Source organism: Thalassotalea ponticola, from assembly GCF_041379045.1.
Taxonomy (GTDB): Bacteria; Pseudomonadota; Gammaproteobacteria; order Enterobacterales; family Alteromonadaceae; genus Thalassotalea_A; species Thalassotalea_A ponticola.
In genome coordinates, this window is sequence record NZ_CP166871.1 from 1356029 (window position 1) to 1375273 (window position 19245).

The window sequence follows — 19245 nt, forward strand, 5'->3', positions numbered from 1 at the left end:
GTAGTGCTTTTATGAGCGATGAACGTGGTCACAAAACCATAGAGCAAGCTGAGGCTGAAGGTAAATATATCCGCAAGGTTCGCAGTTATGTTAAACGCGAAGGGCGTTTAACCAAAGGTCAAGCGCGAGCTTTGGAAACGTTATGGGATAGCATGGGGCTTAATCACAGTGACGGTATGCTAGATATGCACGCTGTGTTTGGCAACAACAACCCAGTAACTTTAGAAATTGGTTTTGGTATGGGTAAATCGCTGGTAGAAATGGCCAAAAATGATCCTAGCCGCAATTTTATTGGCATTGAGGTTCACCGTCCGGGTGTTGGTGCTTGTTTGGCATTGGCAGAAGAGCAGGGTGTTACCAACCTTAGAGTATACGAGCACGATGCCATCGAAGTCATTGCTGACTGTATCCCCAAAGGCAGCATTGATACATTGCAATTATTCTTTCCAGATCCGTGGCACAAAGCGCGTCACCACAAGCGTCGCATTGTCAAACCTGAGTTTATTGAAAGCGTGCGCCAATTGTTAGCCATTGGTGGTGTTTTTCACATGGCGACTGATTGGCAGAATTACGCTGAATGTATGCTAGATGATATGACTGGCGCCCCGGGTTTCAAAAACCTGTCGGCAACTGACGATTACGTACCTCGCCCAGACTCTCGACCACTTACCAAGTTTGAAAATCGCGGTCAAACATTAGGTCATGGCGTGTGGGACCTACAATTTGAGCGAGTTGACTAAAACTCAGCAGACGATGACCTGGTAAGCGTCATTATCGGCTTTTAAAAAAGGGCTGTGCTCTGTTTCGACTATATAGCTTCGAAGACAGAGCGCAGCCCTTTTGTTATCCATTCATTTGCTGTTGTTATCTAACCAATTACTTTGCCCAGCACGTTGTATCGCTCACCGTTCACCACGTATTGCTCCGCCGCTTGGCTAAGCATGGCTAGGTGTTTTTCATCTAACTGTTTGACGACTTTACCTGGGCTACCTAATACCAGTGAGCCATCGGCAATTTTCATATTTTCAGGTATCAATGTATTGGCGCCAATAACACAGTTTTTGCCAATGCGAGCGCCGTTTAGCACCACCGCATTCATACCTATTAAACTGTTATCGCCAATGGTGCAGCCGTGCAGCATGACTTTGTGGCCAACCGTTACACCCTCACCTATGCTAATAGGGCAGTTTGGGTCAACGTGCAGTACACTGCCATCTTGAATATTCGAATTGTCACCAATGTGAATGCTGTCGTTATCGGCGCGAATAACCACATTAAACCAAACACTGGTGTTACGGCCCACGTGAGCATCACCAATTACTACCGCCGTTGGTGCAATAAAATTATTACCGGCAAAACTGGGCTGTTTGTTTTCTATTTGATAAATCATAATACGGCAAGATTCCCCAAAAATGTCAAAGTTTGCTGTTTAAAATCTGCGCTATCATTGTTATTTTTTATTTCGGCGCGCCTCATAATGAACACCCCGCTGTGAAATTGCAATCATTAAAAAATTGTAACCTTTTGAGAATTGCTGTTATATTACAGTTAGGAAGATACTTCCTACTTGTAGCCCCCACGCTAAAAGTAATTGAATCTATAGGATAATAATAATGTCAGAACCTAATATAGACCCAATAGAGCGCCGTCAATTTTTTCGCATTGATATGGAAGGTGAGTTAGTTAACTTGGCATGGCATGACGCCGAAGGCCAAGCTCATCAAGTCAAGTGTAAATGCGAAGATTTCTCCCGCGGCGGTTTGCGAATTGAATACGATTACGCAATCGCTGTAGGTACCGTGGTGGACTTCAAGTTTCAAGCCGATCACCCCGAAAGCCGAAATCTAACCGCGAAAGTAATCCGTTGCATCGAACTGCCTAATGGCCGATACAGCATGGGCTTTCAGATGGTTTGACTGTCTCGTTTAAAACTCATTTTAGATCAATTTAAGAATAATAAACGAAAAGGAAACACAACATGATTTTGTTAGTAGGCGGTGAAAAAGGTGGTAGCGGCAAAAGTTGTTTGGCCCAAAACATTGCAGTATTTTTCGCAAAAGAAAAACAAGCATCGGTATTGATTGCCGATTGTGACCCACAGCGCACCACATCCGATTGGATCCACGCGCGTAACAACGACCCTCAATTGGCAACCATTAACTGCATCCAATTGTACGGTAAAATCCGCAACGACTTATTGAGTTTGAACGAACACTACGATTACGTCATCGTCGACTGTGGTGGTCAAGATAACTTGGCACTGCGCGCGTCTATGTCGGTGGCCGATCACGTATTGATCCCATTGCGACCAAAGCGTCGCGACATCAAAACCGCGCCGCACATGGAAGATATGCTCAGCACCTGTAAAATGGTTAACCCTAAGATGATCGCGTCATTTGTTATCACTCAGTGTCCGTCGTTGCCAAATCAAGCGCGTCGTATCATTGAAGCCAAAGAAGTCTGTGCCTCGTATGGCATTAACGTGCTTGAGTCTATTACCTATTCACGTAATATTTACGACGACAGTGAAGAAAAAGGCACCTCGGTATTAGAGATAGAGCCAGATGGCAAAGCAGCGCAAGAAATACGCGCTATTGCTGAGGAAATGTTAGCCATTAAACAGGAGTCTAGCTATGAGTTTGGCTGATCTGAAAAAAAAGTCACACACCAAAGTAGAGCGTACCTTTACTGTTGATGATTTTATTGATGATTCAGTCAATTACGCGATGGGTAAGCCACAAATTGTCAGTGCTGATTTGCAAGCACAAAGTATGCAATTAAAGCGCTTGGGTGAAGAGCTCAAGCAAAGCTTATCCGCGCAAATAGACACCGATAAGGACAATCAAGACTGCAACTTTAGACACGCGACATTTACTTTGAGCGAAGATATTATTGAGCAACTAAATGAATTGTCTAAACGCACTAATATCGCTAAATCGCGTATCTTGCGCATATTAGTTAGTGAGTTCTTTTATCAAGATAACCCAGTAAGTTTACAGTTGTCTAAAATTAAGTGACTGACTAAATAACAGCAGTAGATACTAGCCGCAGTGTTTCTTTGCGTTGACATAGAAAGCCGATATTAGCTTGTGCTATTATCGGTTTTTTTATGGCAATGACGAACACCAAATGAGACTCGATAAATACATTTGTCGCTGTACGGAGTTAACCCGTAGCGAAGCAAAAAAGCTGCTGAAACAAGGATTGGTCACCGTTAACGGTTCGGTCGAAAAAGATCCCAGTGCACAAGCGTATGAAGAATCCGATGTGCGCATTGATGGCGACAAGCTGTATTTTGCCAAGGCAAAATACATTATGCTACACAAACCCGTTGATTGTATTTGCTCAAATATCGACGAGCTTTACCCGTCGGTACTGCATTTTGTCGACGTAGATCGCGCCTTTGACTTACACATCGCCGGTCGCCTAGATGCCGATACCACAGGGTTGGTGTTAATTACCGATGACGGTCAGTGGTCACATCGCATTACCTCTCCCAAAAAACAATGTGCTAAGCGCTATCGAGTGCAAACCTCAAAGCCCATTGCTGAATCGGCAATTGAGCGATTTGCGCACGGTGTGCAATTGCAAAATGAAAAGCACCTAACCAAGCCTGCAGTGTTAGAAATTATCGGTGAAAAAGAGGCGCTGCTAACAATTACCGAAGGTAAGTATCATCAAGTAAAGCGCATGTTTGCCGCCATCGGCAACAGGGTGGTGGGTTTACATCGCGAGCAAGTTGGTGATATCGCCCTTGATGCTGAATTAGCGCCAGGCCAATGGCGCTATTTAACCGAGCAAGAAATTGCCAGTATTTAGCTTGGCGTATGGTCTTCTAGCGGTTTAGTAATTGTTTTGACAAGGCTTACGCTTACTCTGTGTGGTTATTTGCAAGCCTAAAAGCGCTCATAACGATAACGGGCAGATTACTCTAGTAGTGCAAACCGATCTGAGCGCTGTTCGCCATACAACTTTGCTATTTGTTTTTTTGCGCTTGTAACTCTTCGTACTTAGCTAGTTGCTCGGCTGTGGCTGGAGTTTGATAGTTTTCTTTCCACTGTTGATACGGCATACCGTAAACGCGTTCACGGGCGGTATCTAAGTCGACATCCAGGCCTAAGTTTTTCGCCTCTTCAACGGTCCACTTTGAAAAACAGTTACGGCAAAAACCGGCTAAATTCATCAATTCAATATTCTGCACGTCTTTGCGCGAATCGAGGTGTTTTAACAAGCGGCGAAATACTGCCGCTTCAATTTGCGTTTGTTGTTGTTCAGTCATCATTATTACTCCTTGTTGTCAGGGGTATTATTATAGCGTCTAATTTGCACGATCATGCCCATGTATGGGTGGTCAAAATAATGAATTTCACCACTGATCACCCGGCGACTTTGGGCAAATGGAATGCTAATCGTTTCACCCTGGTCGTTTTTGTCTAACACATTAAAAAACGCGTGAATAAATAAGTAGTGATTTAAGTGAACTCGCATTAAACCGTCAATTTTAAACGCTTGCTGTGCCGCTTGTAGTTGGTTGATATCCAGTGCGTTGATGCCCAATTCAATATCAACAGGCTCAATGTCGCCAAGTAATGGCGTTAGTTGTTGCTGTTTTAACGCGTTAACGGCGTTAATCGCAGCGCTATCTTGGCTATTTTCTGGTTCCATGTTCGGCAGTGAGCGGGTTGAATTAATGGTCTGTTTAATGTGTTGATACACCATCGATTCAGCTTGCAGTGGCGACAAAGGTTGTGAGCTAGATTGCGCTGCATCTGCTTGACCTAATTGTACGTTGTCGCCAGCGATTAGTCGCACCGGTGTGGCTGCATTCAGGGGCTCGCCGATTTGTCGCCAGCCAATGTGCAATAGCGGACGAAAGTTCTTTGAACGCGCTAATGTTTGGCGAATGTGAGTTAACTTTAAGCTGTCTTTACTCATCAAGTAAGGGCTCTGATTACCCGTTTCATTGCCGCCAATAACGCTTGGAATATCATACAACTCTTGCTCTATGCGATTGCTACGGCGCAATAAATTGTCGCAGTTATATTCATTTTCGGCAGAGCTTTCGCTGCTCGCCAACTGGTTGTTAAACCAATTGTCGGTATCATACCCGCTCGCTTGGGCATCGCCTTGGTCAGTACTTGTCTGGCTATTGCGCTTGTTTCGGGTGATATCTAACTCGGTGCCATCCTGTTCAGCATTCTGATCAGTCAGTTCACCGGCAACTTTGTTGTAGGCAACGTCTACTGTGGTAAATGCGGCATTTGCCTGCTGCTCACTGTCGCTGAGATCAACATACAGTGCGCCAGAATCAGTATCAGCATCAGTGGCGTTTTTATCGACACTGTTATCGACGCTGGGTTGTTGGTTATCGTTGCTGTTTGCGCCTGCTACTTTCGGTTGAAACTCAGAGAAATCAATAAAGGCATCACAACCCGATGGCGGATTTTTAAATTTGAGTACCTTGTTTAATTCTTCACTGATCAAATCGATATTGGCTTTGCCTTGCAGTGTAGGGTCTTGTACGCGCAATTGCTCAATGTCTTCATTGGCTTGTGATACATCGCCGAGTTGTTCGAGTAAAATCACTTCGATTTCAAACCAGCGATCATTACCGGTCGCGTTATTAGCCATTGCGTTATTGGCTGGCAAACACAGCAAACTTGACGATAAGGCAAGGGCGACAAGCGGCTTTATACGGCGATTAAAAAACGGCTTTGTACGGCGTGATGTTGACGTGCTATTGACCATGAGATTTGTCTGTTCGCCAACGCATGCGCGTTTGTCATGTAAACGAGGATGATTGCGGTATTGTGTTTCCGTCAAAGAAAAAACATCATCAGTAAACTGCATCTAGGGTGCCTTTGCTGGTAAATTTTGGTTAAAAGTCGTTAAATTAATCGTCAATTCGCGTTTGTTTTCGCGCTATGCGGCTTCGCCAAGCTGGGTTAATAATTGCTGCAGCGCACTGATGCGTTGTTTGCCATCTTCAAGCGATGGCAAGCGAAAGGTCAGTTTATTCGCGCCGTCCATTTTGTATACCGCGGGTTGGCTTTGGATCAGGTTAATAATATGCATTGGCTCAACTTTGGTATCATCTGCAAATTCAATACTACCACTGTTAGCATTTGCATCAACTCGTTTAATGCCAAGTTGCTGTGCTTTTAGCTTTAATTTAGCGCTGTGGAACAAGTTTTTAGCCGCATCAGGTAGCAGGCCAAAGCGGTCGATCAATTCTACTTGAATATCGTCGAGCTCGTCGTTGTCTTTGGCGCTGGCAATGCGTTTGTACAACGACAGGCGCATATTGACATCACCAATGTAGTCTTCGGGTAAAATGGCCGCCAGTTTCAGGTCGACATCCGTTTGCTGAGCGGTTAAATCGTCAAGTGCCGGTTGCTTGCCTTGTTTTAATGCGTCCACCGCTTGGTCGAGCATATCCATATACAAGCTAAATCCAATACTGGCCATTTGTCCTGACTGATCTTCACCAAGTAGTTCACCGGCACCGCGAATCTCTAAGTCGTGGGTTGCCAAAGCAAAGCCCGCGCCTAAATCTTCCAATTGGGCAATCGCATCTAAGCGTTTTATCGCGTCTTTGGTCATTCGCTTAGGGTGCGGGGTGAGCAAATACGCGTAGGCTTGATGATGTGAGCGACCAACGCGCCCGCGCAATTGATGCAGTTGGGCTAAGCCCAAGTGATCGGCTCGGTCCATAATAATGGTGTTGGCGGTTGGAATATCAATACCGGTTTCAATAATGGTGGTACACACCAAAACGTTAAAGCGCTGGTGATAAAAATCACTCATGATCTGTTCGAGCTCGCGCTCGCGCATTTGTCCATGAGCCACCGTAATTTTTGCCTCGGGAAGCAATTGCTGTAAGTCTTGCGCCGTTTTTTCAATGGTTTTTACATTGTTGTGTAAAAAGTAAACCTGACCACCGCGCAGTACTTCGCGCAATACCGATTCGCGGATCAAGTTGTCATCACGCTGACGGACAAAGGTTTTTACCGCCAGTCGCTTGGCCGGAGGCGTGGCAATAATCGACAAATCGCGCATCCCACCCATGGCCATATTTAGGGTTCGCGGGATCGGCGTTGCGGTTAAGGTTAAAATGTCAACGTTGGCTCTAAGGCGTTTGATTTTCTCTTTTTGCTTAACCCCAAAGCGGTGTTCCTCGTCAACAATCAACAGGCCAAGGTCGTGAAATTTAATATCATCAGACAGCAACTTGTGGGTGCCAATTAAAATATCAATTTTGCCACTGGCAACGTCGTCGATCACTAGCTTTTGCTGCTTTGCCGTTTTAAAGCGCGATAATACCTCAATATTAATCGGCCAATTGGCAAATCTGTCTTTGAAGTTTTCATAGTGCTGTTGCGCTAACAGGGTAGTGGGTACCAACACAACCACTTGCTTAGAGTCATTGGCGGCAATAAACGCAGCGCGCATCGCCACTTCGGTTTTACCAAAGCCAACGTCACCACAAACTAATCGATCCATGGGTTTGTGATCGAGCATATCGGCGATAACTTGGGTAATGGCCTGTTGTTGATCGTCGGTTTCTTCAAAACCAAAGCTGTCGGCAAACGCCTGGTAGTCTTTTTTATCGCGTTTAAATTGATAACCGCGACTGCTTTCGCGTTTGGCGTAAATATCAAGCAGTTCAGCAGCCACGTCTTGCACTTTTTCAGCGGCTTTCTTCTTCGCTTTTTGCCACGCATCGGTGCCGAGTTTGTGCAACGGCGTGGTTTCACTTTCACCACCGCTGTAGCGCGATATCATATGCAATGACGCCACCGGTACGTAGAGTTTTGCGTCGTTGGCGTAACTGAGGGTTAAAAATTCGGTCACCACCCCTTGGTTTTCAAAGGTTTGTAGACCTTGATAACGACCGATTCCGTGTTCAATGTGCACCACAGGCTGACCAATCGACAGTTCGGTGAGGTTCTTAAACAGCGCTTCGCTATTGGTTTGCTCGCTTTTGCTGCTTCGACGGCGCTGTTTTACTCGATCGGCAAATAAGTCGTCTTCGGTGATCAGGGCAAACGGCTGTTTACCGCGATAAATAAAGCCGTGTGCCAAAGCGTTGACACTGATGGCGATATCGCACTCTGTGGTTAAGAACTGATCCAAGCTGGCAACTTCTGTCGCTTTGATTTGTTCGCGCTGCAATAACTCGCTTAAGGTTTCGCGTCGACCTTGTGATTCAGCCACAAATAAAATCGGCAGCGACTGTTCTCGGCACTGGTTAATAAATTCAATTAGCGCAGCCAGAGGCTGTTTTAATTGGTGATTAACCGCAATTTTGGGCAAGGCTTGGGTGGCAAAGTGTTGTTTACCAGCGGAGCTGCTGGCGTTTTTGGCAACATCGATGCGTTGGTAATCTTTAAACTGGGCGAACAGTTGCTCTTTGCTCAAAAACAGCGCACTTGGCGCAAGCAGTGGCCGCAACGGATCGTAGCGGCGGTCTTCATAGCGAAAGTTTAAATCGTGAATAAACTGGTCTAGGTGTAACTCGGTATCGCCGTAATTGATCAGCAAGGTGTGCGATGGCAAGTAATCAAATAAGGTTTCGGTGTGTTCAAAAAACAGCGGTAAGTAGTATTCTATACCCGCTGGAATGATACCTTTAGATACTTGATAGTAAATCGAGTCTTTGTCGTTACTAACTTTTAATTGCTCGCGATAATTTTGGCGGAATAAGTTAATGGCTTCTTGGTCGGTTGGAAACTCATGCGCAGGTAACAACTCAATCGCTTTTACCGTATCGGCTGAGCGTTGGCTATCTACGTCAAAGGTGCGAATTGACTCGATTTCATCATCAAAAAAATCTAAGCGAAACGGTACGTTACTGCCCATCGGATACAAATCGACAATGGCGCCTCTGGCGCTAAATTCGCCGTGCTCCATTACTTGATCAACGGCGCGATAACCGCTTTGCTCTAAATCTAACCGCAACTTGTTGATGTCTTTGTTATCACCCGTTTTGATTATCAGGGTATTGGCATCAATATACTGTTTTGGCGCGATGCGATGGGTTAAGGTGTGCGCGGGAACAATAACAATACCTTGTGTCATCCTACTGAGTTTGTACAAGGTGAGTAGGCGCTGTGAAATAATATCCTGATGCGGCGAAAAACTGTCGTACGGCAGGGTTTCCCAGTCAGGAAATAGGCAAATGTCCAAATCAGCTTGACTGATACTGCCCAGCTCGTGCTCTAGGCGCAAGGCGCAGGCGGTATCTTGGGTGACTAGTAGGGTTAAGCCTTTATGGGCAAGAGCGCCGTGGTAAATGGCAATGGTGTCGCTTGAACCAGCTAAATCAAGCCATTGCTTTTTATCGTTATGAATACGCGTTGTGGCTTTTGTAGCGTTAACGGGTGGCGTAAATATATCGGCAGCTGTTGTCATAAAATTTCTATCTAACGTTAGTTTGGCGTTTGTTGTCGTTATCGCGCGTGCTTAGGGCAACGGCTCGTTACTCTATCGCCCGTTAATGGGGTCGCATCGATTGCCTTTGTCGGCAAGTGATAGCTGAGCATTGACCTCTTTGAGCATTGACCTCTATGAGTATAGGGCGTGTTATGGCGATAGTTAACTTACCCGATCAGCTAATACGCATTGCAGGCCCAACTCGGCTTAGCGTATTAGTCTTGCTTGGTACACTGTTTGCCCACAGCGATAAAAAAGGCTAATCATAGCACCGTTGTTCTGTTCAACCCAAGTGATTAAGTGCTATCATGGCGACAAATGTAATTATAATTATAAGCGTGACAAAAATTTAGATGTTTCAGCCGGTTAGCTTATTTATCGGATACCGATACAGTCGCAGCCAAAATCGCTCAGGTTTTGTCTCATTTATTACCTTCTTTTCTATCGCCGGTATCCTACTGGGCGTTGCCTCGTTGATCACTGTGGTTTCGGTGATGAACGGCTTTGAAGGGCAACTTAAACAACGTATTTTGGGGCTGGTTCCACACGTGGTTATTAGCCCGAAAAATGGCGCGTTTGACGATGTCGATCAGTTTATCGCCTCGTTTAGTGATGATCCGCGGGTCAAAGGAGCAACGCCGTACGTGCAAAGCGAAGCGTTTATTCAGTCCCCCGGTCACTTGCAAGGCGTATTAGTACAAGGTATATCACCGCGCTATGAAAGCCAATACGCCTTGGTTGCCCAGAAGATGCAAATCGGTCAGTTAACCGACTTACAAGCACAACAATACCGCATTATTATGGGCACCACATTGGCGCGCAAGCTCGGCGTGCAAATTGGCGAAAAAGTACGCATTGCCTTACCCAACAAAACCATTTTTACCCCCATGGGGCGGGTGCCGGTACAGCGTAATTTCACCCTGTCAGGGGTGTTTCAAGTTGGCTCAGAAGCCGATCAACACATGGTGTTTATTCATCATCAAGACGCAGCGCGATTAATGCGCCAGCCAAAAAATCACATTGACAATGTGCGCTTGTATTTACACGATGCATTTGATGCCAAAGCGGTTAGCAGCGAATTGGCACAGCGCATTAATCAAAAAAGTGCGCAACAAAGTGCGCAACAAAATGGGCAACAAGGTCAACAAACTGAACAGCCGTTTGACATATCTACCTGGAATGCTAGCCAAGGCAGTTTGTTTGCCGCCGTACAGTTAGAAAAAAACATGATGTGGTTGATGCTCGGGCTGATTGTTGCCGTTGCTGCCTTTAATATTGTCTCCGCCTTGGTGATGGTGGTTATTGATAAGCAAGGGGAGATCGGTATCTTGCAAACCTTGGGGATGAAGCGCCAACAAATACTGCAAATTTTTATCACCCAAGGTATGGTTAATGGCCTGTGGGGGACCTTACTAGGCGCTGTTGTCGGCGTGTTATTAACCTTAAATATTAACTCTATTTTGTCATTTTTTGGCGTTAACCTTCTCGGCCAAGGGGGCTTTGCCCAAACCTTGCCAATAGAATTGCAAATTGAGCAGGTCGCACTCATTGTAGCGCTTGCCATTGCAATGAGTTTAATCGCCACTTTATATCCCGCGTATCGAGCATCGAAAACCCAACCTGCAGAGGTATTACGAAATGAATAATGTGTTGGTGTGTGACAAGTTGGTAAAGCATTATCAACAAGGTCCGCAAAAAACGGAAATTTTAAAAGGTCTTGATTTGCGTGTGCGCGATAACGAACTGGTGGCTATTGTCGGTAGCTCGGGCTGTGGTAAAAGTACTTTTTTGCATTTGGCCGGTGCGTTAGATACGCCAACGTCGGGGTCGGTGTTTATTGATGGCACCGACATCTATGCCTTAAGCGATAAACAACGCGCCGATTTTCGCAATAAACACTTGGGCTTTATTTATCAATTTCATCACCTAATGATGGAGTTTAGCGCTGAAGAAAACGTCGCTATGCCGCTGCTTATTCGCGGCGACAAACCAAAGCAGGCACTGCAACAAGCGCGAGAAATGTTAACCAAAGTCGGCTTGAGTCATCGCTTTAGTCATCGCCCAGGTGAGCTCAGCGGCGGTGAACGTCAGCGAGTGGCCATTGCCAGAGCCTTGGTGACCAAGCCGTCAATTGTACTTGCCGATGAGCCTACTGGTAATTTAGATTTTGATACCGCGGAGCAAATCTTTGCCTTGATCAAAGAGCTCAACCAATCGATTGGCACCAGCTTTGTGGTGGTCACCCATGATATGGGCTTAGCCGCTCGTATGGACCGACAGTTAAAACTAGATCACGGTGTGCTCGTTGACTTGTCAAGCAATGCGCAACCGCAAGTCGATGTACCGTCAACGGCAGTAGAGTAAGTCGCTATGTATCAACCACTCAGTGCATTTATTGGCTTGCGTTACGTGCGCTCTAAGCAAAACAAAGGCTTTGCGTCGTTTATTTCGGCATCGTCTACCATCGGCATTGGCTTGGGGGTAATGGTACTTATTTTGGTGTTGTCGGCGATGAATGGGTTTGAGCGCGAGTTAACCAAACGCTTATTGTCGATTTTTCCTCATGGTGAGTTTATTGCGGTAGCCGAGCCCATTGACAACTGGCAACAACGGGTGTCATTGCTCAATCAGCAACCCAACGTAACACAGGCAGCGCCGCTGGTTAAACTTGGCGGCTTACTGCAAAAAGGTGAGCGCTTAAAAGCGTTAGAACTGCGCGCGGTGTTGCCTGAGTACGAAACCAAAGTGTCGAGTATTGAGCAGTTTATCTCTGCAGGCTCGTTTGCCGACCTCAGTGGCAACAATATGGTGATAGGTAAGGGCATTGCCAATAAATTGCAGGTTAGTGTGGGCGACAGCGTGCAATTGTTATTGCCAAGACCCGGTAGTGATAACGCCCATTTTGCCTCGCCTATTAAGCGCAATATGACTATCGCAGCGATATTTGACTTTGGCGGTTCTATCGACGAGACACTGGCGTATATTCCGCTGCCAATGGGCCAGGAAATCGCCGCTATCGGCGATAAAGTGCATGGCCTACGCATTGCCGTTGACGATGTTTTTGCCGCCCCTCAAATCGTGCGAGACATTGGCATGCAGCTCGATATTTATGTGTACATGGATGACTGGACGCGCAGTCAAGGCCATGTGTTCAACGACATTCAACTGGTGCGAACGGTGATGTTTGTGGTGATGTTATTGGTGATTGCGGTGGCAAGCTTTAACATTGTGTCCAGTTTGTTTATGGCGGTTAACGACAAAAAAAGCGATATTGCCATCTTGAAAACCATGGGGGCAAAACCGCGTACCTTAATGCTCAGCTTTGTTTTTCAGGGGCTGACCAATGGGGTGTTAGGGGCGCTTATCGGCGGTCTTTTGGGTGCTTACTTAGCCAATAACTTAACCGAAATCGTGTTAACTATAGAGCAGGCATTAAACGTTAAGTTTTTGTCGGGCGATATTTATTTTATTGATTTTATTCCCACCGAATTGCACAGCCAAGATGTGATAGTAACAGTCATCGCGGCGCTGATCCTTAGCTTGATAGCCACTTTGTATCCGGCTTGGCGAGCCAGCAAAATTGACCCGGCACAAGTACTTGGTCAAGGGGGCTAGCCGCTAAACTTACTTGGCCAAGAATTTAGGGCTGAGACAATATATTGAGTGCTAAGGAATCAAGGCATTAAGTCGCTAAGGCTCTAAGGAACTAAGGAACTAAAGAGCTGAGGAATTAGGGAGCTAAGGAATTAGCGAACCAATAAGTAAAGGCGGCGAGTGAATACTCATCGCCTTTTTTCTTTTCTGCTCAGATGCATACACATCTAGGGGCGCGTGGCTTAGCGCTTACAGCTTGTCGCTTACAGCTTACCGCTTACCGCTTACCGCTTACCGCTTGCAGCTTACCGCTTGCAGCTTACCGCTTATCGCTTACAGCTTAACGCTTATCGCTTACCGCTTGCAGCTTAACGCTTACCGCTTATCGCTTACAGCTTACAGCTTATCGCTTACAGCTTGCAGCTTACCGCTTACCGCTTATCGCTTACAGCTTATCGCTTACAGCTTGCAGCTTAACGCTTACAGCTTATCGCTTACAGCTTGTCGCTTACAGCTTATTACACGTTTCTAGTTAAACGCTTTTTCCAGTTGCGGGTTACTTGATAGCGCCAAATAAAATTAATCACAAAGTAGCCGAGGGTAGCAAAGAAAATGGCACATACCAAACAACCGAGTAAAAACGGACCACCCACCGTTGACAGACTCGACACAAACCACTCCCACGATAAGCTAAATTCAAATTGCTTTTCCGGTACGCCCATTAACGTGGTGCCAAGTACATAACAAAAATAAAAAATTGGCGGAATGGTTACTGGATTACTCACCCACACTAAGGCCACCGATAACGGTAAGTTGGCGTGAAAAATAATGGCTAAGCCGGCAGCGAAAATCATTTGAAATGGCACTGGAATAAAGGCCATAAACAAACCAACAGCAAAGGCTTTAGCAACCGAACGACGATTTAAATGCCAAAGATTTGCATCGTGTAACACCTCACCAAAAATTTGCAGGTACTTATTTGATTTGATACTGGTGTGATCCGGTAAATAACGTTTTATCAGTTTTTTTGGCATAACTTAATTGGAAAATACGATTTGTGATACAACTTCTTATGCGACGTTTTGTGTGGCATCGATGTTAATTGCAGTCAGCCACCAACGCTTGGTCTATACTGTTAAGCTTAGTCAAACGATGCGTTAAACACCGAAGCGATCGCGCAAAAAAATTGGAATCTTCACTATGGAACGGTGGTTACTCTGCTTTTTGACAGGAGGTGTTATCGCCTGCCTGATCCCTGCAAATGTTGGCATATTCTATCTGCTTGCGCTCTATTTGTCTTCTGTTGTTGTACTGTTTTTGCTATCTAAGCTCGTTTTTGCTCTGTCTAGCCGACAAATCAGCTATTTGGTTATCGCCTTTAGCCTTGGTTTTAGCTACCTTTTGTATAACGCCATTGTTTATCAGTCGCTACGCGGCAATTCGCTTAATCAATCGCCCAATCATTCGCTCACTAATGAGAAAGAGGGAGGCGCTAGTGCGCTAATAACCCAGTTGGCATCGTTTCGTTTTTACCCGCCGATAACCGCTAACCCATACCCAAATCCCGTTCATGTGCGCGCCGAGGTGTTATCGCTTATTCCCAGTTCAGAGTCGCTAGATAACGCTGGCGATAAAAGCACAGAGACGAGGTTAACAGCGGCAGCAAATCGCGGCGTCAAAGTCACCTTGGCAATAGACGTTATTGACCAACACCCGTTAACAAAACCCATTATTGCGCGATTGCATTTTAACTCAATCTTGTTACCTCTTGCCCGGCAAGGCGACGGGTCACGCCAAGGTTTGGTGGCGATTAGTCAAGGCGATCGGCTTACATTGCAAGTTAAGCTTAAGCCGGCACACGGTTTTGCCAATCTGGGGAGTTTTTCCTATGCGCGCTGGCTTAAACACCATGGCATTCACTTTACTGGCTATGTCAAACAAATGGAAAACCATCGATTGGATTGGGCCAGTAACGCGGGCTCTGCGGGCTCTATTGTTCGCGATGGCCAAGACGATGCTTATGCTGATGACTACGGCCTTGATGACTGGAATCAGGTGATAGTGCAATCGCCCAGTAAGCGCCAGCAAGTTCAACATCGACTAACATTAGCATTCAATCACGGTGATACCCCGATTGCGCCTGAGCTTAAGGCTTTATTATTGGCACTGTCGATAGCCGATAAAAGCCAAGTTAGCGACGAGCAATGGCAATTACTGCGCGACACAGGTACAGCCCATTTATTTGCCATATCGGGCTTGCACTTGTCACTTATTGGTACACTGGGTTTTGTCCTTGGGCGGTTGTGTTTATACCTTATTACAAGTTACCGCCTGCTCAGTTGTTACGGTTATTATTTGCCTCTGCTAAGCAGTATCATTTTGGCGACTGTGTACGCTTACTTAGCCGGTTTTGCCATCCCAACCGTACGCGCGTTGGCGATGCTAGTGGTGTTGGTGGTGTTGAGTTTGTTAAAACGGCCGTTTATGCCACTTAGATACGTGCTGTTAAGTACTTTTGTGGTAATACTTATCGAGCCGTTTGCCTTGTTTGACAGTAGCTTTTATTTGTCACTGCTCGCCGTGGTGGTGATCATCTACGGCTTGTTTTACTTTGCACATCGAATGCGCCATCACAGTGCATTGCGGCGTTGGTTCATCGCGCTAGTGCTGGTACAAGTGTTGGTGTCATTGGTGGCGTTGCCGTTGTCATTGCTGTTGTTTGGCCAAGCGTCATTGGTATCACCGATTGCCAACGTTGTGGTGGTGCCGGTGATGTCGATGACGGTGATCCCGCTGTGCTTGCTAGCAACATTAACTAGCGCGTTGTCAGTGCCGCTTGCTCATGCCATATTTGAGCTCAGTGCGCACTTGATGCAAGCGTGTCTTTGGTATTTAACCACATTGGTGACGCACTGGGGGTCGGCATTGAATCTGACCAATTTAGGAGCAAGCCTGCAAGCGGCATTACTGTTGTTGTCTGCTACGGCGTTGTTCAGTTGGCTGTTGCCACTTGATACCAAGGCCAAGGTTAAAATGTTGGTGATCAGCGTTAGCGCGTTTTTAGTGATACCGGCAACACTGTCGTCACTAATACAGCAATTGAGTGCAGAGCTAAGCCTCACTAGCGCTAAAGAAAGTGGTGACAATGACGCCCGTCAGCCATCACCCATTCAACCCTTGGCCCTTAAGACTTCAGCGACTGAACAGACACCGTGGCAACTGGTGGTGTTTGATGTTGGTCATGGCTTGGCGGTATTGATTGAGCCCAATCAACGAGCCGTGTTATACGATACCGGAGCGAGTTACAAAAGTGGTTTTAATTTTGTCGATGCGGTTATCATCCCGTATTTGCGCTTTAAGTCAATTACCCACCTTGATTACACACTGATAAGCCATGGCGATAACGACCATGCTGGCGGCTTGTCGGCGCTGATAGACGCTCGGCTAACAGGCGCACTTATCACTAATATCAGCGCTATCGACAGGTATATCGAGCAAGGTGATATGGTCAGCGCACTAAAATCCAATCTAAAACCAAATCTAAAACCAAAACTAAAACCAACACCAACACCAACACCACAATTGCAATCACATTTAAAAACGGTAAAGCCAGCTCAGTTGGCTAATCAACACCACAAGGCTCTAAATGCTAATCGCGCGAACACGGTGTTGCACTATGGTTGCTATGCGGGACAGACCATGCGATGGCAGGGGCTAACCATTAGCACCTTGTCACCACAGCGAGCCGAAGGGGACAAAAACGACGATTCGTGTGTTTGGCTAGTTACGGACAACCACCACAAAGTGCTTATTCCGGGCGATATTTCCGAGCGCATAGAGCAGCAGTTGTTAGCGCGGTTAGACACCGACTTTAGTGTGGTTATTGCCCCGCATCACGGCTCTAAAACCTCATCTAGTCAGGCGTTTGTCGAACAGCTGCAAAGCCAATATGTGGTCTATAGCAGCGGTTTTTTAAATCGATGGCAAATGCCTGTAAGTAAGGTTCAAGCGCGTTATCAACAAGCCGGTACAGCCGCGTTTAATACTGCGGTAGACGGTATGGTTGTATTTCAATTTTTGCCAAGCGGCGATCTGCCAGATAAGCGCATCGAGGTTTTTACTTATCGGCAACACCTGCGGCCATTGTGGCCGTTTAATTGAACCAAGCTGCTACTCCTTGGCGCTATAGCAACTCCTTAGCGCTATAATTGTTGTGTTATGGTGAAAATATCGCCAGCTAGTGCGCATTTTGGCTATTATTAACAGCAACGACCGCTATGTTGTGAACAAAAGCTTTAGGTTAACACTATGATTTACTACTTTTTCTTGTAAAATAGACGGATCAGCTAATTTACGCCTCAATTTGAGACTTATATGCAAAACACCGCGCCTAAGATTGCCGCAGATTCGGCACAACAAGGTACCAACAAGCAAGTCAGTACGTGGCAACAGTTTCGTCGTCTATTTGGCTATACTCGAGGTCTTCGAGCAGGCTTTGCGTTATCTATTATTGGCATGTTGGCGTACGCCGGCATTGACACCCTGTTTTTTTCACAACTACAACCACTCATTGACGATGGTTTAACCAACGCCAATCCGAACATCCTAAAATACGCGCCAATTTTTGTCTTAGTCGCCTTCGCGCTGCGCGGTGTGTGTCACTTTATTGCCACCTATTGCTTGGCCTGGATGGGTAATCACGTGGTGATGCGACTTAGACAGCAACTGTTCGAGCACATCGTTGCGATGCCGGTGCCATTTCACGATCAAGAGTCAACCGGTAACTTAATTTCAAAAATCACCTACGACACCGAACAATTGCTCAATGCGGTTTCTAAAGCGCTGTTAACGCTGATCAAAGAAGGCGCCTTTGTTATTGGTTTATTGGGCTTAATGTTTTATTACAGCTGGCAGTTATCGGCGATTTTCTTGTTGATTGTGCCGGTTGTTGCCGGCGTTGTTGTGGTGGTGTCAAAGCGCTTTCGCGCGGTGAGTTCTCGCATTCAAAAAATGATGGGCATTGTCACCAGTGCCTCAGAGCAAACCTTTAACGGTCACAAAGTGGTGTTGACCTTTGGTGGCCAACAACGGGAATTTGAGCGCTTTGCCAAAATTAATAACCAAAATCGCCAACAGCGAATGAAGCTCGTTGCCGCCAAGGCAAGCAGTGTACCGGTGATTCAAATCATTGCCTCGTTTGCGTTGGCGTTTGTGTTGTATATGGCTGGACAAGACGGCTTTATTGAAACCCTGACGCCGGGTATTTTTACCACCGTTGTTACCTGTATGATCATGTTGTTGCGCCCACTTAAGATGCTGACCACGGTCAATAGTGAATTTCAGCGGGGCATGGCGGCAGCAGCCAGCGTGTTTGAGGTACTCGACCAAGAGGTTGAGCAAGACAGCGGCACATTAACCGTTGATCGGGTTAAAGGCGACATTGTTTTTGAGGATGTCAGTTTCTCCTATCAAGGCAGTGAAAAACAAGCACTAAAAAACATCAGCTTTGCCCTCGAATCAGGCAAGTCATTGGCGCTAGTGGGGCGCTCGGGCTCGGGTAAATCGACCATTAGCTCACTATTGTTGCGTTTTTATCACGCCGACAGCGGCGCGGTTAAAATTGATGGCGAAAACATTCGCGATTACCAGCTCAGTAATTTACGCCGTCAATTTGCCTACGTGTCGCAACAAGTGGTGTTGTTTAACGATACCTTGGCCAATAACATCGCCTACGGTAAGCCAGAGGCAACGCGTGCTGAAATTGAAACAGCGGCCAAAGCCGCCCATGTACTTGAGTTTGCCGAAGGTTTACCAGAAGGACTTGATACCAATATTGGTGAAAACGGCAGTATGTTAAGTGGTGGTCAGCGCCAGCGGGTGGCCATTGCGCGCGCCTTGTTGTGCGATGCACCTATTTTGATCCTCGACGAAGCCACCAGTGCACTTGACACCGAATCAGAGCGTCACATTCAAGACGCATTGACCCATTTGCAAAAAAATCGCACCAGCGTGGTGATAGCGCATCGCCTATCAACCATAGAAAATGCCGATAACATTGTGGTTATGGATCAAGGTGAATTAATTGAGCAGGGCAGTCATAGCGAACTGCTCGCCAAAGGCGGTGCCTATGCGCAGCTGCACGCGTTTCAGTTTGGCCAATAGGCCGACGCGTTAACGGCAATCCGCGGTGGAGCACTTGATTACATGCAGATACAG

16 protein-coding genes are annotated in these 19245 nt (G+C 46.3%); 11 read left to right on the forward strand and 5 right to left on the reverse strand.

Features of this window, described 5'->3' with window-relative positions:
- The first annotated feature begins 11 nt into the window (after window positions 1-11).
- Window positions 12-740, forward strand: a complete 729-nt coding sequence (gene trmB, locus ACAY30_RS05840) for a tRNA (guanosine(46)-N7)-methyltransferase TrmB (protein WP_290251467.1) — start codon at window positions 12-14, stop codon at window positions 738-740.
- Between the two features lie 128 nt (window positions 741-868).
- Here trmB and ACAY30_RS05845 read toward each other — a convergent pair whose 3' ends face one another.
- The gene (locus ACAY30_RS05845) at window positions 869-1390 is read right to left on the reverse strand and encodes a gamma carbonic anhydrase family protein (protein ID WP_290251468.1); all 522 of its coding nucleotides are present in this window, start codon (window positions 1388-1390) and stop codon (window positions 869-871) included.
- 223 nt (window positions 1391-1613) lie between these two features.
- On the opposite strand from ACAY30_RS05845, the gene ACAY30_RS05850 reads away from it, so the two are divergent.
- The 4 genes from ACAY30_RS05850 (at window position 1614) to rsuA (ending at window position 3819) form a co-directional block, all read left to right on the forward strand.
- On the forward strand, window positions 1614-1916 hold the full coding sequence (locus tag ACAY30_RS05850) for a PilZ domain-containing protein (RefSeq protein ID WP_290251469.1): 303 nt from the start codon (window positions 1614-1616) through the stop codon (window positions 1914-1916).
- Window positions 1917-1978: 62 nt separating this feature from the next.
- A complete protein-coding gene (locus ACAY30_RS05855; RefSeq protein WP_290251470.1) occupies window positions 1979-2647 on the forward strand; it encodes an AAA family ATPase in 669 nt (222 codons plus the stop codon).
- Entirely contained in the window at window positions 2634-3017 is a 384-nt protein-coding gene (locus tag ACAY30_RS05860) for a ribbon-helix-helix domain-containing protein (RefSeq protein WP_290251471.1), read from the forward strand. The genes ACAY30_RS05855 and ACAY30_RS05860 overlap by 14 nt, the downstream gene beginning before the upstream one ends.
- Window positions 3018-3129: 112 nt before the next feature.
- On the forward strand, window positions 3130-3819 hold the full coding sequence (rsuA, locus tag ACAY30_RS05865) for a 16S rRNA pseudouridine(516) synthase RsuA (RefSeq protein ID WP_290251472.1): 690 nt from the start codon (window positions 3130-3132) through the stop codon (window positions 3817-3819).
- 157 nt (window positions 3820-3976) lie between these two features.
- Here rsuA and ACAY30_RS05870 read toward each other — a convergent pair whose 3' ends face one another.
- From ACAY30_RS05870 to mfd, 3 genes are all read right to left on the reverse strand, one after another.
- Entirely contained in the window at window positions 3977-4279 is a 303-nt protein-coding gene (locus ACAY30_RS05870; protein WP_290251600.1) for a DUF1244 domain-containing protein, read from the reverse strand.
- A 5-nt stretch (window positions 4280-4284) separates the two neighbouring features.
- A complete protein-coding gene (locus ACAY30_RS05875; protein WP_290251473.1) occupies window positions 4285-5850 on the reverse strand; it encodes a CsiV family protein in 1566 nt (521 codons plus the stop codon).
- A gap of 72 nt (window positions 5851-5922) precedes the next feature.
- Window positions 5923-9414 carry a transcription-repair coupling factor gene (mfd, locus tag ACAY30_RS05880; protein ID WP_290251474.1) on the reverse strand — a complete coding sequence of 1164 codons (3492 nt, stop codon included), beginning with the start codon at window positions 9412-9414 and terminating at the stop codon, window positions 5923-5925.
- Window positions 9415-9569: 155 nt separating this feature from the next.
- On the opposite strand from mfd, the gene ACAY30_RS05885 reads away from it, so the two are divergent.
- The 4 genes from ACAY30_RS05885 (at window position 9570) to lolE (ending at window position 13050) form a co-directional block, all read left to right on the forward strand.
- On the forward strand, window positions 9570-9698 hold the full coding sequence (locus tag ACAY30_RS05885) for a hypothetical protein (protein ID WP_290251475.1): 129 nt from the start codon (window positions 9570-9572) through the stop codon (window positions 9696-9698).
- A 90-nt stretch (window positions 9699-9788) separates the two neighbouring features.
- Window positions 9789-11081, forward strand: a complete 1293-nt coding sequence (locus ACAY30_RS05890) for an ABC transporter permease (RefSeq protein ID WP_290251476.1) — start codon at window positions 9789-9791, stop codon at window positions 11079-11081.
- Entirely contained in the window at window positions 11074-11799 is a 726-nt protein-coding gene (gene lolD / locus ACAY30_RS05895; RefSeq protein WP_290251477.1) for a lipoprotein-releasing ABC transporter ATP-binding protein LolD, read from the forward strand. Before ACAY30_RS05890 ends, lolD begins: the two co-directional genes overlap by 8 nt.
- A gap of 6 nt (window positions 11800-11805) precedes the next feature.
- Window positions 11806-13050, forward strand: coding sequence for a lipoprotein-releasing ABC transporter permease subunit LolE (lolE, locus tag ACAY30_RS05900; protein ID WP_290251478.1), 1245 nt, complete (start codon window positions 11806-11808; stop codon window positions 13048-13050).
- 497 nt (window positions 13051-13547) lie between these two features.
- Here lolE and ACAY30_RS05905 read toward each other — a convergent pair whose 3' ends face one another.
- Window positions 13548-14063, reverse strand: coding sequence for a DUF2062 domain-containing protein (locus ACAY30_RS05905; RefSeq protein WP_290251479.1), 516 nt, complete (start codon window positions 14061-14063; stop codon window positions 13548-13550).
- A gap of 166 nt (window positions 14064-14229) precedes the next feature.
- On the opposite strand from ACAY30_RS05905, the gene ACAY30_RS05910 reads away from it, so the two are divergent.
- Together ACAY30_RS05910 and msbA are read left to right on the forward strand one after the other, a co-directional pair.
- Window positions 14230-17190, forward strand: a complete 2961-nt coding sequence (locus ACAY30_RS05910) for a ComEC/Rec2 family competence protein (RefSeq protein WP_290251480.1) — start codon at window positions 14230-14232, stop codon at window positions 17188-17190.
- Between the two features lie 213 nt (window positions 17191-17403).
- Window positions 17404-19191 (forward strand): lipid A export permease/ATP-binding protein MsbA, encoded by a 1788-nt coding sequence (msbA, locus tag ACAY30_RS05915; RefSeq protein WP_290251481.1) that lies wholly within the window; start codon window positions 17404-17406, stop codon window positions 19189-19191.
- The last annotated feature ends 54 nt before the right edge of the window (window positions 19192-19245 follow it).